This is a genomic window from Robertmurraya mangrovi (assembly GCF_034427655.1).
Taxonomy (GTDB): Bacteria; Bacillota; Bacilli; order Bacillales; family Cytobacillaceae; genus Robertmurraya_A; species Robertmurraya_A mangrovi.
The window spans coordinates 109215-134206 of record NZ_JAXOFX010000008.1; the positions used below are offsets into that span (position 1 = coordinate 109215).

Sequence of the window (24992 nt, forward strand, 5' to 3'; positions counted from 1 at the left end):
TGCGACAGGAGGTTTTTTTTAGTGATGAGTACCAAATATAAACCCTTGAAGAAAAATCATGCCAATTGCGATAAAGGCAAGGACTGCAATAAATGGGATAAGAATACTTTTGTTTTTGTGATAGATGAGAACAGATATAAAATATATAATGGCACTGACTCCAACAAAAATAGAAGCTTCCACTATTTTGTACATTTGATCTAGTTGAATCAATATCTGTAGAGCCATGCCACTAAATAAGAATAGACCTATGATAGTAAATAGCTTCAAATTAGACATTTTTCCACCCCCAGTTGATGATTGATACTTTTTCGATGATAGGAAGTGATTTCTCCTTTATCATCATACTGAAACGAATGCTCCATAGGATTGAGTTCGCTAAATATCTCGTCAAGAAAATAAGGAATGTTTGAAACGACATCATTTGACTGTTTGACCCATTGATATTCTTTCCAATCTAGCTCACCTTCATCACAGTTGATGAAAAGACCCTCGTCATATTCAGCTGTAAAAACATAAAGCCCCCCCTCATTGTTCCAAGTTACCACTTCACGTTCTTTTAAATTCCTAATGATTAGTCCTGTTTCTTCTCCAATCTCTCTTAAACAAGATTCATAAGGTGATTCTCCCTTTTCAATTTTTCCACCTACCCCATTCCATTTATCTTTATTAGGGTTTTTATTGCGATATAACATTAAAATTTGATCACTTTGTAGAGTTTTTTTTCTAATAAAGCATAAAGTATAACTAATATTCATTTTTTCGCCACCTTATATCAATTCAAATGTTCGCTACTATTAAGTAATTCTTATATAATATTAGTAGAACTAGGTATGCTTTCTGGAAGGAGTTAATAACATGAATATACATATAAACGACAAGGCTCATGCATGGTATAAGGAAGAATTAGACCTAAAATCAGGTGACTACCTTCGCTTCTTTGCACGCTACGGAGGTAGTAGCACGGTTCAAAAAGGGTTTTCTTTAGGAATTTCAAATGAGGAGCCACATGACCTAGGAGTAGAAACAACGAAAGATGGAATCCACTATTATATAGAGAAAAAGGATTTATGGTACTTTGACGATAAAGACCTTTTTGTTGAATTTAACGAAAAAGCAGAAGAACCTGTTTTTAAACATGAATAAACATAAGCAGACGCTTAAAACGTCTGCTTTTTCTAATGTACTACCAAATATGATGATTCAAGCCTTCTTGGGCCAATATTTCTTTTTGTCTAGGACCGATTAAATCATAGTGGGAATACCCATCTTTTCTTATATGAATCCATTCTTTCTTAAGTCCATATTGACCTCCCCACTTCTCAAGCTCATGTAAATCATGGCAGCCAACCTTCGTCACTGTATTACTCCCCGGAAACCGGTCGTCTAACCAATAATGAGTTAAGAACGCGATTTCCCCTTCATCAATTTTCCGCTTCCATTCTCTTAACTCTTCCTTACTAATTCCGAATGCCATCTCGCTTCACCCCGGGCTTCATGATGCCTCTACTGATTGTTTTTTTGCCTTTTCGTATGCTTCATGCCAGTCAGGATACTTCTTTCGAATAGAAATCGGACGGAAGGAATCTTTTTTAACACAAACATGCTTTGATTCCCCTACAACGGCAAGGTCCCCCGAATCATTAAAAATCTCATATTTGTATGTAACTCTAAAGCCGTCATACTCTTCAATCCATGTTTTGACAATTGCTTTTTCACCGTATCTTAATGGTTTTTTATAAGAAGCCTGTATGTCTAGTACGGGAGAAATAATCCCATCCCTTTCCATTTCTGCGTAACTAAAGCCTAACTCTTGAATAATGCTCGTCCGTCCTAGCTCCATCCAAACAAAGTAATTAGCATGATAAACCACGCCCATTTGGTCTGTTTCCGCGTATCGTACTTCGATTTCTTTTGTCGCAATTAACATTATTGTTCCCCTCTTCCTTTATTCATCAATGCTCTTTCTATATCCTGTTCATATATTTGAGAAGATGTGATTTCTAAGATGCTCGTATCTTTTATGCTCATGAGTCTTAAAGATTGTGCTTGAATGCTATCATCCATCACGTTTGTTGCAAAACGGCCATTCCCACTCGTATTTGTTTGCGGTAGGGTTAAGGCTAAGTAATCCTTCGCCGACTCGGTTAACTCGTACTTATAGCTATTTGCATACAACTCCATGATTTGGATTAATTCATCGATCGTGTAATCCTGAAAATGAAAGAATTTTTTAAATCTGGATCTTAAGCCTGGATTACTTTCTAAAAGCTTCTCCATTTCATTCGGGTAACCGGCTAGTACAACCACAAGATTCTCGTTATGTTTAGTCATTTCATCAACTAACGTATCAATCACTTCTTTTGCGAAGTCTCCTGAAGATTGACTTAGAAGAGAATAAGCTTCATCAATAAAAAGTACTCCACCTAAAGCTTCCCGGATTTTTTTCTTCGTTTTGATGGCTGTTTGTCCAACATATCCCGCTACAAAGTCTGCTCGACTTGTTACAATGAGATGCCCCCTTTTTAACAGACCGCACTCCTTTAGTAACTCCGCATAAATTTTTGCCACGGTTGTTTTACCGGTTCCAGGATTACCTGTGAAAACAGAGTGAATCTGTATAGGTAAAACAGGGAGACCCTTTTCTCTCCTATATTGTTGCATTTTCACGAAAGAGATAAGAGTATTTACTTCTTCTTTGACAGTTTCTAGACCAACTAGTTGTTGAAGTCTTTCATGGGGATTCAGTTCTTCCTTTGTCTCTAGTTGAAAAAAATCCTCTCCGTCTAAAATGGAATAATCGAGAATGTTTAACTGTTGTTCGGAGTGGGCTCCCTTTTTAAAAATAGCATCTAAGACGATATTTTTAACGGTTCTGGCATTTCCGAAAGTATCGTCTACTCTTTCTCGCTCAATTCTTCTTTCAAGCTCAATTTTAGCACTTTCAGTTAGAATATAATCATTATCCTTGGAAAACTCTTCTCCAATAGCAACCAATTCATCGGTTGTGTAATTTTCTAAATGAATCAAGTTAGATTGTGGAAAGCGGCTTCTCAAACCAGGGTTCGCATCTAGAAACTGTCTCATTTCTTCAGGATAACCCGCTAAAATAACAGCAAACTTCCCTCCAAACTCTGTGCCTGTCATCAGGGATACCAGCGTATCAATCGCTGTTTGTCCGTAATCATTCCCTGTTTGACCTTCTCTTTTAAGACTATACGCTTCGTCAATAAACAGAACTCCACCCAACGCTTTTTCCACGTATGAACGAACATTTTCTTCTGTTTGTCCTACAAAAGCACCTACAAGTTGTGAACGATCTGCTTCAATCACTTCTTCTCGTGGTAAAACTCCTAATTCATGATAAATTTTTGCAAACAGTCTTGCTAATGTGGTTTTCCCTGTCCCTGGATTTCCGGTCAAAACCATATTCAAACTTAAACCATCTTTTGTCTGAAAACCAAGAGATTTTCGTTCTTTTTGATATTTCAAGAAGTGATAAAAGTCGTTTACTCTTTTCTTTACTTCCCGTAATCCGATCATCCTGTCTAGTTCACTTAGAGGGCTTTCTACTACCTTTGTTTCTTCTTCTTCCCGAAACTCATTTGCCCAAGATTTTTTTAAGTCTTCCAAAGCATCCAAATGAGTTTTCATCTCTTGGAAATGAGTAGATGTGTAAAACACACCAGAAATAGACTGCTCATACTCTTCTGCAGATTTTAAAAGAGCCCCTGTCTCCTCCATGGCAGACTCAAGTAGCTCAATTAAACTTTCATAAGTTCTTTCTAGTTCTAGATTGTACAGTTTTTTTACTGTTCGGTGCCCATGTTCAAGTTCATCAAGGTGAGCTTCACTCTCAATAAGAAATTGTTTGCATATTTGAATCATCGTTTCTGCTGTTTTCTTTTTGGCAGGTCGATTGTCTGTTTCACGGATGGTTGGAAAAGTTAGAGCTGATAACAAATCTTTTTTCTTTTTCCAGTTAAATTGAGCTAAAAATTCTGCTGCTCTCACGTAGTTAGGATCTAATCGAATCGCTTTTTCAATCCAAGCTATCACTAAAGAGTCTTTCTTTTCATTTTTCGTCATTCTAGAAAGTGCTGCGATGGTTAAGAGCTTCGAATAAGCATTTCTATTCGAGTTTTCATCGAGCTTTTTCATTTGCTCAAATAGCTCCCCATCGTTTTGAATAAATCCTTTAATATCTAGTTCTTTTTCCCACGCTTGTAATTTCTGTCCGAGACTGCTGTTATGTATTCCCTGTTGATTCATCAATCATCACTTCTTTTATGTATTTTCCTCTTACATCTTAACACATTTTCATTTTGCCTATAAAATGGGAACGCTTATTCATCATTTAAACAACCATTCAAAAATTAGAAAACTGACCAGTTTGTTACTGGTCAGCTGGTAGAGTTTTTATTCGTTGTAACCGTTTTGTTGTGCGCGGTACTCATCTTTTACTTCAGAACGCATTGCATCAATGCTTTCGCGACGTCTGTCATTTTTAGCTTCGATGTTAGCTCGGTCTTTTTCATTTGCAAATTCCATAGTTGCTTCTGCTTCTTCCATGTTTTCGATTGTATTCATGATCATCGTTTGAAGCTTTTCGACGTTATCGCTACGATTATCTGGTTTTGGTTTATTATGTGCCATAGCCAATCACTCCTTTTTCAATCTTGATGTGATACAAGGTTAGTTTGCGAAAATCGATTGAAATTATAAAGGAAACGTTTGGATAACTTTACTTCAATAAACCTACAAAAAGACCCGTCTTGAGTAGACGAGCCCTATAAAAGATTATTCACCTTTAGTTTGAATGACTTGTGGATGCTGACCTGATGTATCTTGCATTTTCTTACCTTTGTTACCGCCGAAAGAACGTGATTTCGTTCCAATGTGGTCAGGTACAAAGTGTTTGCTGTCTTTTTTCGGATTGCCCATGGATATCCCTCCTCTTTAAAAGTATCACCTTTTAAAAAGGAATCATGAATGGCAAAGTTTGTTTGCTTTACTCCGCTTTACCAAGACGTTTTTCTAGACGCTCTTCAATTTTATCTAGAGCTGCTTGATCCTTTAATAATTGTAATTTATTTTCTTGGACTAATTCTTCAAAGGTACGTTTTCTAGGTTTTCTCATGTAGTTCACCTTCCTTATCTACTATTGTAACAGTAATTATGTCCTATTACTGTTATAATTATTACAACTTTTTGAAAATTTTAATCATTCGAACCGATATATATTAAAATGTACGTTTCTGCGAAGATTTAATTTTTGGCAGACTCTATATATTGAATGTTCTGAAAATATTTTGGTGTAAGTCCTTTACCCAATTTTTTTGAAATTAAACATATGAAAAAGGCCCAATAAGTTTTTGACGACAGCCCTCGTTTTTGAATTGTTCTAGTAATTTCGTCCGTTGATTTCCGGTCCAGGCACTTGCTTTCCACGGGGAGGAAGTCGAGCCTCCTCGCCGTTCCGTCTGTGGGGTCTCGACCTTTCCTCTGCATCCCGTAGGAGTCAAGTGCCTTCCCCTCCAATCAACTCAGTGCTTTGTACTAATTAGAAAAAGGAAGTGGAGAAAAAATTCATTTTTCTCCACTTCCTCTATTTTAGTTACTTAATAGACAGGCCATTACATGTCTTCTGTATATTCTCTCATCTTTTCAATTGGAAGAGCACTTAAATATTTATGTCTAATAATTCCTTTTTCATCGATAAAATAAGTGGTTGGAATGGTTAGTATTTTATAAACCGTGCTAACTTTGTCTTTTTCATCTAAAAGGATTGGGAAGGATATATTCATTTCTTTTGCAAAGCCAGCTACATCATATTGAGGATCGATATTAACGGCTAGAATCACAATATCGTCTCCTGCCTCTTTGTAAAATTTTTGCATATCTGGCATTTCCGCTTTACACGGTGGACACCAAGTAGCCCAGAAGTTCAACATGACCTTTTTGCCTGCATAATCCGATAGTTTAACGGTTTTACCTTCAAGGTTCTTTAACTCAAAATCAGGTGCTTTTAGTCCAACACCTAGTCCGGGAAGATTATCTGGTTGCTCCTCTTTTTCCATAGCTTGTACAACCGCCACGGTCATTAAGGCAATTAATGTCACTGCTGCAAAAATTTTTTTAATCATGCTGTACCTCCTATATGTAAGCTCTATTTTATTTTACATTAAAAGAACAAAACATATAAAGTTCTTAAAAGCCAAAAAGAGACGGCAAATGTGACAAAACTGTAAAAAATTCCTTGTATGGTTTCTTGAGGACTCCATTTGTTCTTCTTAAAAGCATAATAAACATAAAAAATAGTTGTGACGACGGCAATAATGAGTCCTTTTGTTCCTCCATCAAAATAAAGAATACCGAGTGGGTTTTCAACAATCAAAGTGGGTCTAAAGAAAACGATGCTAAGCTTATAGATGAATAAAAGCATGACAAATGCATTAAAAAGAACATCACTAAACTCTTTTTGGAATTCCTTTCTATCCCGGAACACATACTTAATGACGAGGTAAACAAATAAAATACTTAAAAGAATGAGTAGCCATTTTGTATTTAAATTTAATGGGCCAATTTGAATAAAATCCATTTCATAACTCCTCTACTTTACTTTTCCTGTCTTTATCTTACCTTATGCATTTTCATCCCTACAATTAAAAAGCTTATCTAATAATCACCATATTTCCGTTTTTTCTGAATATTATGTATCATTATAATCAAAGGGGTGAAAGGACATGAAGATACTTGTCTTAGGAGGAAGTCGTTTTTTAGGAAAAACCTTTGTAGAAACAGCTTTGAATCAAAATCATGAGGTGACTATTTTTAACCGTGGGACAAGAAATGAAGAATTAAAGGAAGTAGAAATCCTAACGGGTGACCGATATGGAGATTTGAGTGCTCTAAAGGGAAGAAATTGGGATGCAGTACTAGATACAAGCGGATTGGCACCACATACCGTGCGTAGAGCGACTGATATTCTGAAGGACAATGTAGGGCAATATACATACATCTCTAGTATATCGGTTTATAAAGATTGGGTTCCAACCAATATTACAGAGGACTACCCTGTTCATACTATGTCTAGTGAAGAAGCAGATAAGATTACATTGGTAGGCCCTGACTTTTCAATGGAATATTACGGTGCATTTAAAGCTATATCAGAAATGGAAGCAGAAAACAATATGCCAAGTCGAGTGATGAATGTTCGAGCCGGTCAGCTTGTTGGTCCTCACGACTATACCGATCGTTTACCATACTGGATTGATCGTGTAGCGAAGGGTGGAAAAGTGCTAGTCCCTGGTAGACCGGATCGTCCTGTTCAATTAGTAGATAACCTTGATTTAGCGAATTGGTTTTTGAAAATGATGGAACAAGGAAAAGGTGGTACTTTCAATTCAACTGGCCCCGATTATACCTTAACGATGAGTCAATTGCTTGAACACTGCAAGGCCATTAGTGGAAGTGATGCAGAATTTGAATGGGTCGATGAGTCATTTATAAGAGATAATAATGTCGCACCATGGACAGAGCTTCCTCTTTGGATACCGGAAACCTATCCGCTTTCTGAAGGTGAAGAACCATGGAGAGGTACTTTCTCTATAAATGTTGATAAGGCCATCTCAAGTGGGCTAACTTTCCGTCCTATTGAGGAAACTCTTAAAGATGTATATAAGTGGCATTTAGAACGACAACATACCTCGTTTGAATGGAGAGCTGGTATTACGTTGGAACGAGAAAAGGACCTGCTAGCGAAGTGGAGTTTAGTAAAGTCCTAATCAATTTTTTAGTATAAGAAAACACCATGCCCTAGAGGAGCATGGTGTTTTATTTATCTTAGTTCTCTTGTAATTTCTCACGAAGAACCATTGGTAGAATACCACCGTGACGGTAGTAGTCGATTTCAATTTCAGAGTCGAAACGGATAACCACTTCGAATTCTTTTTTGTTACCAGCTTCGTCTGTTGCTGTAACTTTGATTAGGTCACGAGGTTTTACAGTTTCATCAACTTGAACGTCGATTGTTTCTTTACCTGTTAAACCTAATGTCTCAGCACTTTCTCCATCTTTGAATTGAAGAGGAAGAACACCCATTAACGCAAGGTTTGAACGGTGAATACGCTCGAAGCTTTCAGCGATAACTGTTTTAATTCCTAAAAGGTTTGTACCTTTCGCAGCCCAGTCACGTGAAGATCCCATTCCGTAATCTTTACCAGCTAATACTACTAAGCCAGTTCCTTCTTCTTTGTACTTCATGCAAGCATCATAGATAGAAGTAACTTCGCCTGTTGGCCAGTGAGTTGTGTAGCCACCCTCTGTACCTGGAGCAATTTGGTTACGGATACGGATGTTAGCGAAAGTTCCACGCATCATTACTTCGTGGTTACCACGACGAGATCCGTAAGAGTTGAAGTCGCGAACTTCTACACCGTTTTCACGTAGATATTTTCCAGCAGGAGTATCTTTACCGATTGCACCAGCAGGAGAAATGTGGTCAGTTGTTACAGAATCACCGAATTTACCAACTACACGTAGACCAGATAAAGGTTTTACTTCTTCTGGATCTGGTTTTAACCCTTCAAAGAATGGTGGGTTTTGAATGTAAGTTGATTGATCATCGAATGAATATAATGCTTCGTTCGTTGTTTTGATTTCGTTCCAACGCTCGTTGTCATTAAATACATTTCCATACTCTCTACGGAATAATTCAGGAGTTACAGTTTGATGTACAACATCATTTACTTCTGCAGTAGTTGGCCAGATGTCTTTGAAGAATACATCGTTACCATCTTTATCTTTTCCGATTGCTTCGTTTTGAAGATCGATATCAACTGTACCAGCTAAAGCATAAGCAACTACTAATGGTGGTGATGCTAAGTAGTTAGCTTTTACAAGCGGGTGGATACGTCCTTCAAAGTTACGGTTACCTGAAAGAACAGAAGTTACTAGAAGATCGCTATCAGCAACAGCTTTTTCGATCTCATCTTTTAATGGACCAGAGTTACCGATACATGTAGTACATCCGTAACCTACTAGGTTGAAACCAATTTGCTCTAAGTAAGGAAGTAATCCAGAGTCACGTAGGTACCCTGTAACTACTTTAGAACCAGGAGCTAATGATGTTTTAACGAATTTAGGAACTTCCATACCAAGTTCAACTGCTTTTTTCGCAACTAAACCAGCGCCTACTAATACGTAAGGGTTAGAAGTGTTTGTACAGCTTGTAATCGCAGCGATTGCAATAGCACCAGTTTTCATAACAGTTGAATCACCGTTATTGAAGTTAACTGTTACTTCTTTTTCGATTTCAGCAGCGTCAAGACCAAATCCTTGGTTTCCTTGTGGAGCTGTTAACGCTTTATTGAATTCGCCTTTCATTGCAGAAAGTGGAATTAAATCTTGTGGACGCTTAGGACCAGAAAGATTCGCTTCAATAGCTGAAAGATCAATTTCTACTACATTTGTATAAACTGGCTCTAAATCAGGATTGAAGAATAAACCATTTTCTTTGCAATATGTTTCAACGATTTTAATTTGCTCTTCAGAACGACCAGTTAAGCGCATGTAGTTTAATGCTTCACCATCAACTGGGAAGAAACCACAAGTAGCACCATACTCAGGAGCCATGTTTGCAATTGTTGCACGGTCAGCTAGTGGAAGTGCAACAACACCAGGTCCGAAGAACTCAACGAATTTACCAACTACACCTTGGCTACGAAGAACTTGAGTTACTTTTAACGCAAGGTCAGTAGCAGTAGCACCGTTTGGAAGTTCGCCTGTTAATTTAACCCCAACTACTTCTGGAACTGGGAAGTATGAAGGTTGACCAAGCATTCCAGCTTCCGCTTCAATACCACCAACACCCCATCCAAGTACACCGATACCGTTGATCATTGTTGTATGTGAGTCAGTACCAACAAGAGTATCTGGGAATGTTTCAAACTCACCTTCGCCATTTTCAAGAGCGTGAACAACATTTGCTAAAAACTCTAAGTTAACTTGGTGAACGATACCTGTTGCAGGTGGAACCGCACGATAGTTATCGAACGCTTTTTGAGCCCAGCTTAAGAACTGGTAACGCTCTTGGTTACGTTCAAATTCAAGAACCATATTAGCTTCAAGAGCAGCAGGTGTACCATATTCATCAACCTGTACAGAGTGGTCAATAACTAGGTCTACTGGCTTTAATGGGTTAATTTTGTCTGGATCTCCACCCATGTCAGCCATTGCTTTACGTAAAGAAGCAAGGTCAACGACAGCTGGAACTCCTGTAAAGTCTTGTAGGATTACACGAGAAGGTTTGAATGGTACGTCAACCTCTTTAACCTCGTTTGTTCCCCATTTTGCTAAATTTTCAACGTGCTCTTTCGTGATTACACGACCGTCGTATTGACGAAGCACAGACTCTAGTAAAACCTTAATAGAATATGGTAGATTCGAAACTTTACCAATTCCAGCTTCTTCTAGAGCAGCTAATTGATAGTAATTGTACTTTTTCCCATCTAATTCAAATGATTTACGGGAATTAAAAACGTCATGTTTAGACATATGTATTACCCCCTCTTGTAATAATCATATACCAATATAGGATTAATTGTCGAAAAGTTTTTAAATCCTAACTTTTCTCACATTTCCTATATTAATACAACCTTTTATATAAGTAAATAACAAGAAAGTTATTGTTTTTGATAAGTTTTCCTTATCTTAAAAATGATATTTACTATATAAAAAGTGACAAACCTTCTTAAATCAAACGCTTACAATAAATTCGACTGTCTAAAAGGTTCAAAATAATTATACCAAAAAATCTTTGATTATATTTGTATGAAGTTCTTAGATTAGAAAAAAATAACGAAATGGAGGTGATCATCATGGGTAAAAGAAAAGCAAATCACGTGATTGAAGGAATGAATGCAGCAAAATCCCAAGGTATGGGTGCTGGATATAATGAAGAACTTGCAAACGAACCTCTAACAGAGGCGCAGAAACAAAATAATAAAAAGCGCAAAAAAAATCAATAAAGAACAACCCCCTTCACAACTGTAAGGGGGTCTAATTCTATTCGGTTTGGTTCACTTCTTCTACGATTTGACGGAGATCTTGCTGGAATTGCTCTAGCTGTGCTCGTTGATGCTCTGAAGCTACTTCAAGTGCATTTTCAATCTGTGCAAATGCCTCATTGACTTCATTTTTTAAATGTTTTAACTGATGACCGTAACTTGCACTATCCTGAACAATATCATTATAAAGTCCTTGCGCTTCATTCACACCTTGCTGAGCAGCTTGAAACGCTTGCTGTTTATCTTTATGGTATGGCATTTTTGAGTACACTCCTTATTGTTTGTTATTTATGTTGAAATTTAGCTTATAAGTATGTTGTTTTCACCTGAAAATTTGAAGCGACCTTTACGTTAAATTGTGCAGTGCATGATAAAAATATTCGGTATAAAAACACTTTTACACCCCATCCTATAGTTAGGAGGGATGTAGAAATGGTTAATAAAAACGATGGAAAAGATATGAGAAGAAATGCTCCAAAAGGAAATGAATCGGGGCAACCACAACCATTAAGTGGTTCTAAAAAAGTAAAAAATCGTAACCATACGAGACAAAAACATAATTCGCATCATGATATGTAAATAAACGAAAAGCTGTAGAATCAAATCGTTCTACAGCTTTGTTTCTAACTAATATTTAATAAACAATCAACTAACAAACACTCTTCTTCTTTACTCACCGTTCTCAAATCTATCACAATTTCATCTTTCTGAATCCTAACAACAACAGCAATCTCACTCTCATTCCTAAGTTTATATGCAACCTTTTCAGCTGAAAGAGTTTTGTGTTTAAGGACGGCTACATAGGTAGGTAGCTCTACTTCCGGCATGGTACCTCCACCTACTTGGCTAGTGGAAGCTTGAATAGCGGTATCGAAAGTTTCGGTTCCTAAAGCAGCCACAAAATGTTCAACCCTCGCCTTCAATTCAGCTTTAGTAGCTAAGACATCCCGAACAACTGGAATATTCTTCACTCCATTTTCTCCCTTAAGATAATCCATCAAAGTTCCTTCGAGAGCAGCCAATGTCATTTTATCAACCCGTACAACACGGGCTAGTTGGTTCTTTTTCAGCTGGTCAATCAGTTTCTTATTCCCTGCAATGATACCGGCTTGTGGTCCACCTAGAAGTTTGTCCCCACTAAACGAAACGATGTTTACCCCCATGTCTAATACGTCCTTCACCACAGGCTCATCACCAATTCCATTTTTACGATAGTCATACAGTACCCCGCTACCTAAATCCTCATAAAAAATCACATCATGCTTTACCGAAAGTTCGACCAACTCCTCTGTTTCAACGGTTTTCGTAAAACCCAAAATTTTAAAATTACTAGTATGGACCTTCATAATCATAGCCGTTTCTTCTGACAGAGCTTCTACATAGTCTTTTACATGCGTTTTATTGGTTGTTCCTACTTCAACGAGTTTGGCACCACTCTCTTCCATTATCGATGAAATTCGGAACGATCCCCCTATTTCAACCAGTTGACCTCTTGACACAATCACTTCTTTATCATGGGCCAATGCACGCAAGATTAAGTAAACAGCTGCAGCATTATTATTTACCACCATGGCCGCTTCTGCACCTGTAAGTTCTTTTATGAGATCTTCTACATGGGTATGCCTAGAACCTCTCTCCCCTTCTTCAAGCTTATACTCTAAGTTAGAGTAATTTTGAGCGGTTTCCACCACATGTTTGATCGCATTTTCACTTAACCTGGCCCTACCTAGATTTGTATGTAAAACTGTACCCGTACAGTTGATGACCCTTTTTAAAGTGTAATCAAATCTTTTATCGATTTTTGACTGTAACTTTGCAAACAGCAGATTGATAAAGCTTTCTGTTCCAGGTTCGGCTCCATCCCAGTTCCCTTTTATTATAGATTCTCTTATCTCGCTAATGATTTCTTTAAGTATGTTAGTCAGTTGATTTTGATCAATCCCATATTCACTTAAAAGTTGTATAAACTTTTCATTTTTTTGGACTTCATGAATGGGAGGTATAGATCTTAATAGCTCTTTCAATAGAGACCCTCCAAATTTTAATCACTTATTACAAAATTAGACAGGTCTATTATAACATTTTTCACCTTCAAAGTTAGACATGAATAGAATGAGATTAGCTCTATTATTATTGTCTTGTTTTCTTGGCCTACAAGAAAAGGAGTGGAAAATAAATGTCAGGTTTAAAAGAAGAACCCTCTTTTGATATAGAACAGATGGAGAAATGGTTAGAAACGTATTTCCTCGATCCCCTCACTACTTATTTAGACGAAACCACATTCCGGGTAGATATTTTTGAAACGGATCTAGAATTCATCATAGAAGCATTATTACCCGATTTTAATCCCAAACACATTTCCGTCTATTTATGTAACAATAAAATCCAAATACAAACGTACAAGAAAGGGATTGGTAAAAAGGAGTATAAAAAGCGAACCATTGACTTCCCTTTTAGCGTCATAGAGAAATATGTTCATGCTCATTATTCAGAAGGAATCCTCGAAGTTTATATTTCAAAAGAAATACCAGGTTCGGGTAAAAATCATTTTGTACGATTTAACTAAATATCCACCCAAACAAACATACTTCTCATCACTTGAGAAGTTATTTTTATTACAAATACATTTCAGGTGCCTGTCACCTTTAATAATATTAAATAAAACCCCTATTCAAAAGTGAATAAGGGTTCCTTAAAAGGCATTATGCCTCCATTTTATTAATAATTTCTTGAGCTTTCGGGAACACGCCCGTTTCAAGCTTAGAATAATATTTTTCACCATTAATGGTTACTTCAAACGCTCCACCTGAAACTGGAATGAGCTTCATTTCCGTGATTTGTGAGCGAAAATGGGTAAACAGTTCTTCCGCGAAACTCGCGGCTTTTGGTGCGTAGTTTCACATCATGCAGAATTCAACAGTAATTTGGAAATTCTTCATTTTTATTCCTCCAAAGATTAAGATTTCAAGATTTCACAAAAAATTCTTACTTTGTGATAAGGTAATTGTAGTACAAACTATATTTTTCCGCAATCCTTCAACATTATCAGGAAAAATTGTCTAAAAATGATTTTCTTCCTTACACACTGTATACTAAAAAAGGGAGGTGGACAAGCATGAGTGAACATGAAAAAATCAGACTTACTTCATTGTCAACAAAAGCCGGCTGAGGATGCAAAATTGGTCCTGAGGACTTGGCGCAAGTTTTGCGTCTATTACCAAAGCAAGAACCGGTACCAGAGCTATTGGTTGGTCACGAAACGTCAGATGACGGGGGTGTTTTTCAATTAACAGATGATTTAGCATTAATCCAAACGGTAGATTATTTTACCCCCATCGTGGATGATCCATATATGTTTGGCCAAATCGCAGCGGCAAACGCGCTTAGCGATGTTTATGCCATGGGTGGAACTCCAAAAACGGTTTTAAATATTGTTGGCTATCCAGTAAAAAAATTAGGCGCAGAAATGCTTGCCGATATTTTAAGAGGTGCAAGTGACAAAGTAAAAGAGGCTGGTGCGGTGACGGTTGGCGGTCACTCGATAGATGACCAAGAGCCGAAATTCGGTCTTTCCGTTACTGGAATTGTACACCCGAAAAAAGTATGGAAAAATATTGGGACTACACCTGGTGATGTCCTAGTTTTAACGAAACCTATAGGCGTTGGTATTATGACAACGGGTATTAAGCGGTCAGCGGTATCAAAAGAACAAGAAGAAGCAGTTACAAACGTAATGGCTACTTTGAACAAAAATGCAGCTGAGCTCCTAAGTGAATTTTCTCCAAAAGCAGTTACAGATGTAACCGGCTTTGGATTATTAGGTCATGGGAGTGAAATGGCTAGAGGTAGTAATGTTAGTCTAGAGATTGAATTTAGTCACGTTCCCCTACTAGAAGGTACATACGAACTGGCAAAAAACGGTATAGTTCCTGGTGGTTCAAAAGCAAATCATAACTGGTTGGAAAATGATGTACATTATGAGGATATTTTACCTGAAGAACAACTCATTTTATGTGATGCCATAACTTCTGGAGGTCTACTTATTGCCTTATCTTTAGATGAAGCTAGTAAATACGTTGATATCGCAAGAGAAAACGGTGTTTCAGAATGCTCAATTATTGGAAAAGTAACCGAGAAAAAAGATAAATTAATTTACGTAAAAAGGTGAAGTCATTTTGATTTCACCTTTTTTGTATCCAAATTTAAAATTATCTACCATCGATATTGTTTTTTCAGGTAGGAAATACTTTATATATAAATATTATTAGGGGGTGTAGTAATGTCTGGATGGAGAATACAATCACAATTTCTTGGGGCAGGTCTTGCCAATAACCGAGATGTCGGTGACGATACAAAATTAACGGAAGATAGATACGAGTTATATGTTAACAATGAATTTGTAGGCTATAAAACACTTCTAAACCAATCGGATAATTTAAAAGACGTGAATGATTTCTTACAAAGACAAGGGTTTCAACAATTTACAAGTGATCTAGAAGGAGATCATTATAATATCAGTACAGAAAGTGATTTAGTTCAACCGATAAAGGATGCTTTAGGAGTTTACTGCAGCAATAGGTAACGACTGTATAAGGCGAAAAAAAGACCGAAAATTATTCGGTCTTTTCCCCTATTAACAACTTTTCTTTTAATTTTTCAAGCATATCAACCGTCATTTTAGACAGGTCATACTCAGCTTTAAAGCCCCACTCTTCTTTTGCAGCGGTCGCATCGATTGAATCTGGCCAGCTATCAGCAATACCTTGACGGATTGGATCCACATCATAAGAAATTTCAAACTGAGGAATATGCTTTTTAATTTCAGCAGCAATTTGCTCAGGATCAAAGCTCATGGCTGTCACGTTGAATGAGTTACGATGCTTTAACATGCTAGCATCTGCTTCCATTAAATTCACTATAGAATTTAATGCATCGGGCATGTACATCATATCCATGTACGTCCCTTTATTAATATAAGACGTATATTGTTCGTTTTTAATTGCCTCATAATAAATTTCTACGGCATAGTCCGTTGTTCCACCACCCGGAGGAGTTACATATGAAATTAAGCCTGGGAAACGAAGTCCTCTCGTGTCCACTCCGAATTTATGATAGTAATAATCGGAAAGTAATTCTCCCGCTACTTTGTTCACTCCATACATGGTTGTTGGACGGTGGATCGTATCTTGTGGTGTATTTACTTTTGGTGTCGATGGACCGAACGCACCGATCGAGCTTGGCGTGAAGAATTGGCTCTTCGTATCTCTCGCCGTTTCAAGAGCATTCATCAATCCGCCCATATTTAAATTCCACGCAAAAACAGGGTTAGCTTCTGCTGTTGCAGATAATAATGCAGCCATATGAATGATTGAGTCTACATTATATTTTTTTGCAATTTCTAACATTCTATTTCCATCAGTTACATCTAAAATTTCAAATGGTCCAGACTGAGCAGCCTCACTGTCTGAATTTCGAATATCAGTTGCTACTACATTGTCCGTACCATAAATATCTCTTAATTTTACCGTTAGTTCTGACCCGATTTGGCCTAAAGCACCGGTTATTAATATACGTTTCATCATAATCCCCCAGAAAAATTAATACGAAAATCATCGTTGATTGTCTACTTTATCTATACGAACGAAGGAACGAACGGGGTTAACCCCGTTCCGTTACCAACTTGACTTATTGGATAATTCCCATCTCTTTACCCACTTTTGCGTAAATCGCAATCGCACGGTCTAACATTTCTTTAGTGTGGGCAGCAGATGGCATATTACGTACACGACCTGTTCCACGAGGTACAGTTGGGAATACAATCGATTTTGCATAAACGCCTTCATCATTCAAGCGTTTACTGAATTGTTGTGTTTTCACTTCGTCCCCAATAATACAAGGTGTAATTGGAGTCTCACTTTGACCAATATCAAAGCCCAGTTCTACTAACCCTTTTTTCAAGTAGTTTGCATTTTCCCATAGACGCTCATTTAATTCTGTGCTTTCCATTAGGATTTCAATCGCTCTCATACTTGCTGCCACATCTGCTGGAGTTAACGATGTTGAGAATAAAAATGGTCTGCTGCGAACTTTTAACCAATCAATTAAGTCTTGTTTACCCGCTACATAACCACCAACAACACCGATTGCTTTTGAAAGAGTTCCGATTTGGAAATCCACTTTATCAGATAATCCAAAATGTTTAACCGTCCCAGCACCTTTACCCAATACACCAGAACCATGCGCATCATCTACGTATGTAATTAAGTCAAATTCTTCTGCAATTTCAACAATCTCAGGAAGCAGGGCAATGTCTCCATCCATTGAGAAAACTCCGTCAGTGATGACCATAATTTTGTTATAAAGTCCTGACTCTTTTGCTTCTTTTGCTTTTGCTCTTAAATCTTCCATATCGGAGTGGTTATAGCGGATAATTTTAGCCTTTGACAGACGGCAACCATCGATGATAGAAGCATGGTTTAGCTCATCTGAAAGAATGGCATCATTTTTATCCATAACCGCTGAAATGGCAGCCATATTACAGTTAAAACCTGATTGATAGGCAATGGCCGCTTCTGTATGTTTAAACTCTGCTAGTTTCTCTTCCAATTTCACGTGTAGTTCAAGCGTTCCATTAATCGTACGAACCGCACCTGCACCAACACCAAAACGGTTAAGAGCATCTGTAGCAGCATCTTTTAATCTTTGATCCGTTGCTAATCCTAAGTAGTTATTTGAAGAAAGGTTTACTAACTCTCTACCACCAATAGTAATCGTTGGTCCATTTGGACTTTCAAGTGGATCGATAACATTGTATAAACCTCTGCCTTTTAAATCCTCTAAGTTTTCTTTTAAAAATGAATCCAAAATTTTACTAGACATATTAATCCCCCTATTTCATAAATGAAAATGTCATTATTACGTATACATTTGTGTTTTTCAGAAATACACTAAATGCCTTTTAAAAATCAAGTTATATAAGGGTTTACTCATAATTACTTTAACATATAATTCTAATTTGTACATATATAGAGGACATACATTTTATTATTTTTTTCTATTTTATTAGTGTTTCCTATTTTTAGTTCATTTACATATTAAATGTTATTGCTTACTTTACACACGAGTGACTAAATACTTCAAGCTTAGTTGTATTATTTTTCCTCAATCTAATATGACCTCCGTTTTTCATTAGAACTCCTCGCCTTTTTACTTCTATTGTAAGAATGGTACGAAATTCTTTAGATAAATTTAGTTTTCTTGCTTGTCTCAAAGTCTTTAGTAGTTGAACATTAGTCAGCTTTTTTAAGGAATCCATTCATTTCCTCCTAATTACATCATGGTTTATATATGTATAACCGAATTCTCTTACTCATAAACTAGCAAACTCTCTCTAGCAAATTTTATGGTAAAATTAGACTGACCATTGAATTTGGAAGGTGACCTTTTGAAAAAAATACATTATGCTTGGATCGTTCTTTTCTTATCCTTCATTGCCTTGCTCTCTGCGCAAGGAGTGAGACTATCATTCGGAGCTTTTGTTTCACCTTGGGAAATAGACTTTTCTACTAGTCGAGCGATCGTTTCACTCATTGCCTTTGTCAGTTATCTAGTTTACGGATTATCTCAACCCTATATTGGGAGATTAATTGATACATACGGCGTTAGAATGATTTTGTCATTTAGCATCTTGTTGATTGGTGTAACCACCATATTGACCTACTTTGCTACTAATCCGTGGCAATTAATCATTATCTATGGAGTCATTTCTTCTATTGGTTTTGGTGGAGCATCCAATGTTGCCGGCTCTATTATTGTCGCCAACTGGTTTTCTGAAAAAAGGGGATTTGCTTTAGGATTAATGTCTGCTGGTACCGCTGTAGGACAGTTACTGCTCGTTCCGTTTTCACTATATTTAATTAGTCATTTTGGATGGAAAAATACAGTCCTAATACTAGGATTTTTCCTAGTTTTTGTGATTTTTCCGATTATATTCTTTTTCATTCGTAATTTTCCGGCTGACAAAGGGATAGAGGCTTATGGAAATATAGAAACACACCAGAAGAAGTTAGCTACAAAAGAGGAAACACCTTCTACAACACCTAAGCATTTATCTATAATTCAACTCCTGAAAAACAAGGCGTTTTTATTTTTGTTGTTGCCGTTTTTTGTTTGTGGGGTAACAACAAGTGGACTAATGGATACCCACCTTATTCCGTTTGCGCAAGTTTGTGGGTTTTCACCTGCTGTAACAGGCACTGCCGTTAGTTTATTGGCGGGTTTTAATATTGCGGGAACCATCTTTTCAGGCTACTTAGCTGATCGGTTAAATCCTAAATATATATTAACTATTCTGTATGGTAGCCGTGCTTTAACGATTGTATTACTCATCTTAATATCTAGTGATCAACATTTATTTCAGTTTGCAATTACTCAGTCACACTTGCTTATTATTTTTGCTATTACTTTCGGAATTGTGGATTTTGCCACAGTTGCCCCTACCATCAAACTAGCGACAACCTATTTCAAACACTTATCTGTAGGGGGAGTCATTGGATGGCTATTCTTAAGTCATCAGGTGGGCTCGGCGCTAGGAGCATATATTCCGGGAGTTCTATTTGATTTAACAGGTGGATACAATATTTCGTTTGTGCTATCGATTTGTTTATTAGTGGTTGCTTCTATATTTAGTTACTTGTTACCGAATGTGGTAACCACAAAGGATTGAACTAAAGCAAAAAAGGCCTTGATTGGCCTTTTTGCTTTAGTTGTTCAGTTTTTACCAATATTTTTTAGTTTATTCGAGCGGCTTCCTACAAATTGGACATAAGTTTTTCTTATAGCTTCGTGGAATCCTTTCATTACAGTACCTACAACCTTTTCTAATAACGGGTTGATTATCCATATCATTCGAATAGCCATAACCATTCATAGCATATTTAATAAAAAAGCTCGTGAATACAGCTAAAATTCCACCCGCTGTTAAAAGTGCGATTATCATGTCATTCACCTATACTTTCCACTACATAACTAAATTAATTGGCGTAACTAGTCATTTTCTGAGAACCAGGCTTGACTCAGCAGTCTTATCCCGTCTTTAATCTGCTCAACGGTCAATCCTCCAAATCCCAATAATACGAGGTCATCGGAAAAAGGGGTTTCACCTTGCCAATACGGTTTTGTTGAATAGACTTTAACACCCTTCTTAAGTCCTTTTTCTATTAAATCTAAATAATAATCGTTTTTCACTCGCAACAGAATATGTAAGCCTGCTTTTTCACCAATCACTTCTACTCTATTACCCATCATTAATTTAATAGATTCAAGTAGTACTCGATGTTTTTCGTGATAGAGTTTTCTCATCTTCCTTATATGTCTATCAAAATCACCACTACACATAAATAAAAATACTGCTCTTTGTATGATGGGTGAGACACCTTGGCTATAGATATTTAATTCATCCTTATACTTTTCTATTAAATTAGGAGGAAAGACAATATAACTTAGTCTTGCTGAAGGCAAAAAAGATTTAGAGAACGTACCAAGATAGATTACCTTTTCACCTTTATCCAGTGACTTTAAAGCTGGTATCGGCTGTCCTTCGTATCGAAATTCACTATCATAATCATCTTCCACAATAAACGCATTATGCTGTTTGGCCCAATTTAATAGTTTTAACCTCTTCTGAATACTCATCACCATACCAACTGGAAATTGATGTGAGGGTGTTACGTAAACCAGCTTAGTATCCAGTTTCTCGAGCTGGTCCAACTTTAAACCGTCGGACTCTAATTCAACGGCATGTGTTTCGCATTGATTTAATTTAAAAACGGAGCGAACCCCATCATATCCTGGATCTTCCATAGCAACCGTTTTACCTTGAAGTTGTAGAATCTGAAGGAGAAAATTCATAGATGATTGAGTCCCAGCAGTCAGCAACACCTGCTCAGGCTGACAATGGATTCCTCTTGAGTGAAGGAGGTAAGAACAAATTTGTTCCCTTAGCTTGTAATCCCCTTGCTTTTCTCCATACATTAAAACGTCGGAGGGTTGATAGAGAGCTTCATTTAAATACTTTTTCCAGATTCTAAGAGGAAATGAATCTAGTTCAATATCCCCATATTGAAAATCATACAAAACTTTTTTTGTAGGCTCTGTTTTAACTTTAGGAAATATAGAAAATGATTGAGATTTCGGAAAATCCTCTTCAAGTTGAACCACCCGCATCCCACTCTTTGGCATGCTTTCAATATACCCTTCCGCAAGCAGCTGCTGATAGGCTGTCTCTACTGTATTTTTACTCACCTTTAAATGCAAAGCTAACTGGCGAATGGAAGGAAGTTTCGCACCTGCCACCATTCTGCCAACCTCTATTTCATCCTTTATGTGTTGATATAACTGTACATATAGAGGCTTTCCTTTTTCTAAATTTAATATTGGTGTTATATCCATTTAATCTGTCCCTTTATAAAATGAATGATATATCTCTAACTTAGAGGTCAGTTTGAATGTTTATACCATACCACGAATTAGGGGAATCGAATAGAAAAAAATGTTAAACATATCTAATTGCTTTTAACACAAATACAAAAAAGAGCCAATCTCTTTACGATGGCCCTTTGAAACATTCCTTTTGTAAACCATAATCCAATGTGTACCTTAATTAATGTGGTAAATTATCATTCAGTTTTCGTTGATCAGCAATGTCATTTTGGCCATCAAGAAGATGTGTCATTCCTCTAACTAATGTGTCATCCTCTAGTAAGCTCCAAATATGATAGCCTAAATCCTCTCTTTTTAACAAAATATCCTCTAAAACTTGAACCGTACCGAAATCATTTAATTCATGGGCACGTTTAATGGTTTTTCTCATCATTCCCTGGATTTTGATTTCATGTTCTAAGTCGTTACGTAGAAAATCTCTCATTGTATAGCGTCCTTCTACTTCATGCTTAATATAGGAAATTTCGTGTTGGGTAACAGGATGTGCAGTAGGAACCACTCCAAGTCTTGCAACCCTCTCCCCAACATCATCAATATGCTTTTGAGTTACATCAATATGTTCATCTAATATATGATGCAAACTACCAAATGACTCTGCTCCTTCTGTTAACCAGTGGTGCTTTGTATATTGGTGAAGGGCAACATTAAGTGCACAAAGATGCTCGTCTAATTGAAGGCCCATTTCTAAACGAGTCTCATAAGGAAGACTAATTCCAGATCCTTCTTTTCTAGCGGTTCTTGGCTGTTGACGGAGGACCATTTTTTCAGGGTGATTAGATACATGTCCAGGCATATTTGGATCAAAGCCTGTTTTGTTCAATTTAAATTCATCATGAGCAAATCCTTGGTTATCATGAGTTTCCATTATTTTAACTCTCCTTTTATATGTAATAAATACAACCATATTTTGTACGGAGAGTGGTATTTTATCCAACATTGTTTCAGTTAGTACAAAACCTTTCTACTTTCCCTTATATTACGACATTGTCCTAATTAATAAGACAAATTCTGAATAAAAATCCAAGAGCATATATTACACGGAACACAAGTATGTGAAGGAGCTGATCCAAATGAATTCTGTGTCTCCAACCTTGTTTAGCTTAATTGATCCCTATGTCTATCAAACTTTATTAACGATTGTTGGTAGAGAAGTAACTGTGCAAACCGTTCGTGGTACCGTACGAGGAAATTTAAAAACCGTCATGCCTGACCATGTAGTTGTTGAGTCAGCAGGGACACCTTTCTTTATTCGTACACAACAAATTATTTGGGTATTCCCTAGTACAACAACGTATAAGCAAGCATAGAGAGGAGGTATTTCATGTTTACTAGAATGGATCGGATCGCTATTGAACTTCCCATTCCGGAAATTGGTGATGCAAATGCAGCAGCTGCCGTCCAAGAATTACTAGGCGGAAAATTTGGAGAAATGTCTACTCTTAACAACTATATGTTTCAATCTTTTAATTTCCGCGGTAAAAAAAAGCTGAAGCCGTTTTATGATTTGGTGGCTAGTATGACTGCTGAGGAATTTGGTCATGTAGAGCTTGTTTCCACCTCTATCAACCTTTTATCAAAAGGGAACACATTTCCGGGAGACCCAGACATTGCCCCTCTTCAATTAGGTAAAGATGCAAGAAATACACAACATTTTATTGCATCTGCACAAACCGCATTACCTTTTGATTCTATGGGTAAGCCATGGACTGGAGACAATGTATTTAGTAGTGGAAATTTAGTATTAGACCTACTCCATAATTTTTTCCTTGAAGTAGGAGCACGTACACATAAAATGCGGGTATACGAAATGACCGACCACCCGACGGCAAGAGAAATGATTGGCTACTTACTCGTTAGAGGCGGAGTTCATGTTGTAGCTTATGCAAAAGCATTAGAAATCGCAACAGGCGCAGATGTTACAAAAATGATTCCTATCCCTAATCTAGACAATCGGAAATTTGATCATGCCAAAAAATTTGAGGATCAAGGACTCGGGAATATTCTATATACATGGAGTGTAAAGGACTATCGTGACATTGATCAAATTTGGAAAGGATCTCACCCTCAAACAGGAGATCCACTTAAAGTCATTATTGGCAATCCTGAAGGGGCACCAGTACCAGATTTAGAAGAATTACCAGAAGAGTTTGCTCCAGGCATAACAAGAGATGATTATGAAAGAATCGCAAAAAAATTAATGAGTAAACTCTAACAAAAGGCGGTTTTCAAAACCGTCTTTTTAGTTTCTAACTTCCTAGCCCACCAATTTAAAAACCCCTTTTCCCTTCCTGTTGTCAACTGAAAAATTTTCGACAATTTTATTAAAAATTCGATATTTTCATCATTCCACGTTACAAATATAGTGTATAATTAGCGAGTATCGTGTTAGCTTAAAATACATAGACACTCATTCACTACCATAGGCTAAATTTACATGTTAGTAGGAATAAGATGGTCATACACCATTTCTTTTATTCCCTAAATTGCCTTACTAAAAATAAACAAAAAGGAAATAGTATATGACGAAAAAGAAAATCGCTTGGGTTACAGATAGTACTGCTTTTATTACAGAGGAACTTAAAAATCATCCCGATGTTTATGTTGTGCCTTTAGGTATTACTTTTGATGACGCAACATTTTTAGATGGTGTAGACCTTGATACAGAGGAGCTATACGACCGAATTAATACTCAAAAAGAGATACCGAAAACCTCTCAACCATCAGTAGGAACGTTTGCTGAATTATATGAGAACTTACGAACGAATTATGAAAGCGCTGTCGCTATCCATGTTTCAAGTAAGCTAAGTGGAACGATGAGCAGTTCCATTTCTGGTGGTGACATGGCAGGTATGGCATTAGAAGTGGTTGATTCAAAGTCTATGTCTTTTGCAATCACTACGTTAATACACATCGGACTTGAACTTGAAAAACAAGGTAAAGACTACAAAGAGATCGCAAACGTCTTACGAGCGGAAGCTGATAAAAATCAAAACTACATTCTTCTTGGTAACCTAGATCAATTTTATAAAGGTGGAAGAATGTCAGGAACACAATATTTACTTGGAAGCATCTTAAAAATTAAACCAATTATTCGAATTAATCCCGAAGGAGCATTCGAACTGTTTGATAAAGTTCGTTCAGAGAAAAAGGCTGTAAAACGATTAATCGAACTTCTTGGTGAAGCATATGAGAGAAACACGATTAAGCAAGTGGAGATTATGCATGGTAAAGTTCTGAACAAGGCGAAAGAACTGGAACAAGAGGTCCTTGCTGTTTATCCTAATTTAAAAATTGTTATAGGAGAAATCAGCTCTACCATTGCTGCACATGCCGGTGAAGGTACAGTTGCTATCCTTTGGCATAATGAATAGATATTATGGTCACTTCAAGTTTGAAGTGGCTTTTTTATATTTTTTAGATGTC

Annotated in this window: 29 protein-coding genes and 1 pseudogene; 11 read left to right on the top strand and 19 right to left on the bottom strand. The window is 36.9% G+C overall.

What is annotated here, in order from left to right:
- Nucleotides 1-18: 18 nt before the first annotated feature.
- Both SM124_RS13465 and SM124_RS13470 read right to left on the bottom strand, forming a co-directional pair.
- Nucleotides 19-279, bottom strand: coding sequence for a hypothetical protein (locus SM124_RS13465; protein WP_322447040.1), 261 nt, complete (start codon nt 277-279; stop codon nt 19-21).
- Nucleotides 267-758, bottom strand: a complete 492-nt coding sequence (locus tag SM124_RS13470) for an NUDIX hydrolase (RefSeq protein WP_322447041.1) — start codon at nt 756-758, stop codon at nt 267-269. The genes SM124_RS13465 and SM124_RS13470 overlap by 13 nt, the downstream gene beginning before the upstream one ends.
- A gap of 100 nt (nt 759-858) precedes the next feature.
- Between SM124_RS13470 and SM124_RS13475 the strand changes: the two genes are divergently transcribed.
- Nucleotides 859-1146: a HesB/YadR/YfhF family protein gene (locus SM124_RS13475; RefSeq protein WP_322447042.1), complete on the top strand. Its 288-nt coding sequence runs from the start codon at nt 859-861 to the stop codon at nt 1144-1146.
- Between the two features lie 40 nt (nt 1147-1186).
- On the opposite strand, the gene SM124_RS13480 is transcribed toward SM124_RS13475, so the two are convergent.
- The 8 genes from SM124_RS13480 to SM124_RS13515 form a co-directional block, all read right to left on the bottom strand.
- Nucleotides 1187-1477: a hypothetical protein gene (locus tag SM124_RS13480; RefSeq protein ID WP_322447043.1), complete on the bottom strand. Its 291-nt coding sequence runs from the start codon at nt 1475-1477 to the stop codon at nt 1187-1189.
- A gap of 18 nt (nt 1478-1495) precedes the next feature.
- Nucleotides 1496-1930 (bottom strand): acyl-CoA thioesterase, encoded by a 435-nt coding sequence (locus tag SM124_RS13485; RefSeq protein ID WP_322447044.1) that lies wholly within the window; start codon nt 1928-1930, stop codon nt 1496-1498.
- Nucleotides 1930-4272, bottom strand: a complete 2343-nt coding sequence (locus tag SM124_RS13490; protein ID WP_322447108.1) for an AAA family ATPase — start codon at nt 4270-4272, stop codon at nt 1930-1932. The genes SM124_RS13485 and SM124_RS13490 overlap by 1 nt, the downstream gene beginning before the upstream one ends.
- Before the next feature lie 147 nt (nt 4273-4419).
- Complete coding sequence (gene tlp / locus SM124_RS13495) at nt 4420-4656, bottom strand: small acid-soluble spore protein Tlp (protein ID WP_322447045.1); 237 nt, start codon at nt 4654-4656, stop codon at nt 4420-4422.
- Nucleotides 4657-4800: 144 nt separating this feature from the next.
- On the bottom strand, nt 4801-4944 hold the full coding sequence (locus tag SM124_RS13500) for an acid-soluble spore protein N (RefSeq protein ID WP_322447046.1): 144 nt from the start codon (nt 4942-4944) through the stop codon (nt 4801-4803).
- Between the two features lie 67 nt (nt 4945-5011).
- Nucleotides 5012-5140: an FbpB family small basic protein gene (locus SM124_RS13505; protein ID WP_322447047.1), complete on the bottom strand. Its 129-nt coding sequence runs from the start codon at nt 5138-5140 to the stop codon at nt 5012-5014.
- Nucleotides 5141-5636: 496 nt separating this feature from the next.
- A complete protein-coding gene (locus SM124_RS13510) occupies nt 5637-6146 on the bottom strand; it encodes a peroxiredoxin family protein (protein WP_322447048.1) in 510 nt (169 codons plus the stop codon).
- Between the two features lie 38 nt (nt 6147-6184).
- Nucleotides 6185-6601 carry a hypothetical protein gene (locus SM124_RS13515; RefSeq protein ID WP_322447049.1) on the bottom strand — a complete coding sequence of 139 codons (417 nt, stop codon included), beginning with the start codon at nt 6599-6601 and terminating at the stop codon, nt 6185-6187.
- A 145-nt stretch (nt 6602-6746) separates the two neighbouring features.
- On the opposite strand from SM124_RS13515, the gene SM124_RS13520 reads away from it, so the two are divergent.
- Nucleotides 6747-7787, top strand: a complete 1041-nt coding sequence (locus tag SM124_RS13520) for an NAD-dependent epimerase/dehydratase family protein (protein WP_322447050.1) — start codon at nt 6747-6749, stop codon at nt 7785-7787.
- Between the two features lie 58 nt (nt 7788-7845).
- Here SM124_RS13520 and acnA read toward each other — a convergent pair whose 3' ends face one another.
- The gene (gene acnA / locus SM124_RS13525; protein ID WP_322447051.1) at nt 7846-10557 is read right to left on the bottom strand and encodes an aconitate hydratase AcnA; all 2712 of its coding nucleotides are present in this window, start codon (nt 10555-10557) and stop codon (nt 7846-7848) included.
- A gap of 323 nt (nt 10558-10880) precedes the next feature.
- On the opposite strand from acnA, the gene sspO reads away from it, so the two are divergent.
- Nucleotides 10881-11030, top strand: coding sequence for a small acid-soluble spore protein SspO (gene sspO / locus SM124_RS13530; protein WP_322447052.1), 150 nt, complete (start codon nt 10881-10883; stop codon nt 11028-11030).
- 37 nt (nt 11031-11067) lie between these two features.
- Here the strand turns inward: sspO and SM124_RS13535 are convergent, their stop codons facing one another.
- Nucleotides 11068-11328 (bottom strand): hypothetical protein, encoded by a 261-nt coding sequence (locus tag SM124_RS13535; RefSeq protein WP_322447053.1) that lies wholly within the window; start codon nt 11326-11328, stop codon nt 11068-11070.
- Nucleotides 11329-11501: 173 nt separating this feature from the next.
- On the opposite strand from SM124_RS13535, the gene SM124_RS13540 reads away from it, so the two are divergent.
- Nucleotides 11502-11648 (top strand): small acid-soluble spore protein P, encoded by a 147-nt coding sequence (locus SM124_RS13540; protein WP_322447054.1) that lies wholly within the window; start codon nt 11502-11504, stop codon nt 11646-11648.
- A gap of 44 nt (nt 11649-11692) precedes the next feature.
- Here SM124_RS13540 and selA read toward each other — a convergent pair whose 3' ends face one another.
- Nucleotides 11693-13093: an L-seryl-tRNA(Sec) selenium transferase gene (gene selA, locus SM124_RS13545; RefSeq protein ID WP_322447055.1), complete on the bottom strand. Its 1401-nt coding sequence runs from the start codon at nt 13091-13093 to the stop codon at nt 11693-11695.
- 152 nt (nt 13094-13245) lie between these two features.
- Between selA and SM124_RS13550 the strand changes: the two genes are divergently transcribed.
- Complete coding sequence (locus tag SM124_RS13550) at nt 13246-13635, top strand: Hsp20/alpha crystallin family protein (protein ID WP_322447056.1); 390 nt, start codon at nt 13246-13248, stop codon at nt 13633-13635.
- A gap of 136 nt (nt 13636-13771) precedes the next feature.
- On the opposite strand, the pseudogene SM124_RS13555 reads toward SM124_RS13550, so the two are convergent.
- Nucleotides 13772-13954: pseudogene (locus SM124_RS13555) on the bottom strand (Rdx family protein); the annotation flags it as partial.
- Nucleotides 13955-14184: 230 nt separating this feature from the next.
- On the opposite strand from SM124_RS13555, the gene selD reads away from it, so the two are divergent.
- Nucleotides 14185-15237 carry a selenide, water dikinase SelD gene (selD, locus tag SM124_RS13560; RefSeq protein ID WP_322447057.1) on the top strand — a complete coding sequence of 351 codons (1053 nt, stop codon included), beginning with the start codon at nt 14185-14187 and terminating at the stop codon, nt 15235-15237.
- 111 nt (nt 15238-15348) lie between these two features.
- Entirely contained in the window at nt 15349-15651 is a 303-nt protein-coding gene (locus SM124_RS13565) for a hypothetical protein (RefSeq protein ID WP_322447058.1), read from the top strand.
- 31 nt (nt 15652-15682) lie between these two features.
- Here SM124_RS13565 and SM124_RS13570 read toward each other — a convergent pair whose 3' ends face one another.
- The 3 genes from SM124_RS13570 to sda form a co-directional block, all read right to left on the bottom strand.
- Nucleotides 15683-16648: an L-threonine 3-dehydrogenase gene (locus SM124_RS13570; protein WP_322447109.1), complete on the bottom strand. Its 966-nt coding sequence runs from the start codon at nt 16646-16648 to the stop codon at nt 15683-15685.
- A 106-nt stretch (nt 16649-16754) separates the two neighbouring features.
- Entirely contained in the window at nt 16755-17948 is a 1194-nt protein-coding gene (locus SM124_RS13575; RefSeq protein WP_322447059.1) for a glycine C-acetyltransferase, read from the bottom strand.
- Nucleotides 17949-18177: 229 nt separating this feature from the next.
- Nucleotides 18178-18384 (bottom strand): sporulation histidine kinase inhibitor Sda, encoded by a 207-nt coding sequence (gene sda, locus SM124_RS13580; protein WP_322447060.1) that lies wholly within the window; start codon nt 18382-18384, stop codon nt 18178-18180.
- A gap of 129 nt (nt 18385-18513) precedes the next feature.
- Between sda and SM124_RS13585 the strand changes: the two genes are divergently transcribed.
- Nucleotides 18514-19794, top strand: coding sequence for an MFS transporter (locus tag SM124_RS13585; protein WP_322447061.1), 1281 nt, complete (start codon nt 18514-18516; stop codon nt 19792-19794).
- 320 nt (nt 19795-20114) lie between these two features.
- Here the strand turns inward: SM124_RS13585 and pdxR are convergent, their stop codons facing one another.
- Nucleotides 20115-21518: a MocR-like pyridoxine biosynthesis transcription factor PdxR gene (gene pdxR / locus SM124_RS13590; protein ID WP_322447062.1), complete on the bottom strand. Its 1404-nt coding sequence runs from the start codon at nt 21516-21518 to the stop codon at nt 20115-20117.
- A gap of 211 nt (nt 21519-21729) precedes the next feature.
- Nucleotides 21730-22434 carry a Dps family protein gene (locus SM124_RS13595; protein ID WP_322447063.1) on the bottom strand — a complete coding sequence of 235 codons (705 nt, stop codon included), beginning with the start codon at nt 22432-22434 and terminating at the stop codon, nt 21730-21732.
- 205 nt (nt 22435-22639) lie between these two features.
- Between SM124_RS13595 and SM124_RS13600 the strand changes: the two genes are divergently transcribed.
- From SM124_RS13600 to fakB, 3 genes are all read left to right on the top strand, one after another.
- On the top strand, nt 22640-22876 hold the full coding sequence (locus SM124_RS13600) for a YuzF family protein (RefSeq protein ID WP_322447064.1): 237 nt from the start codon (nt 22640-22642) through the stop codon (nt 22874-22876).
- Nucleotides 22877-22890: 14 nt separating this feature from the next.
- Complete coding sequence (locus SM124_RS13605) at nt 22891-23781, top strand: manganese catalase family protein (RefSeq protein ID WP_322447065.1); 891 nt, start codon at nt 22891-22893, stop codon at nt 23779-23781.
- Nucleotides 23782-24088: 307 nt separating this feature from the next.
- Entirely contained in the window at nt 24089-24940 is an 852-nt protein-coding gene (gene fakB / locus SM124_RS13610; RefSeq protein ID WP_322447066.1) for a DegV family protein, read from the top strand.
- Nucleotides 24941-24992 lie beyond the last annotated feature (52 nt).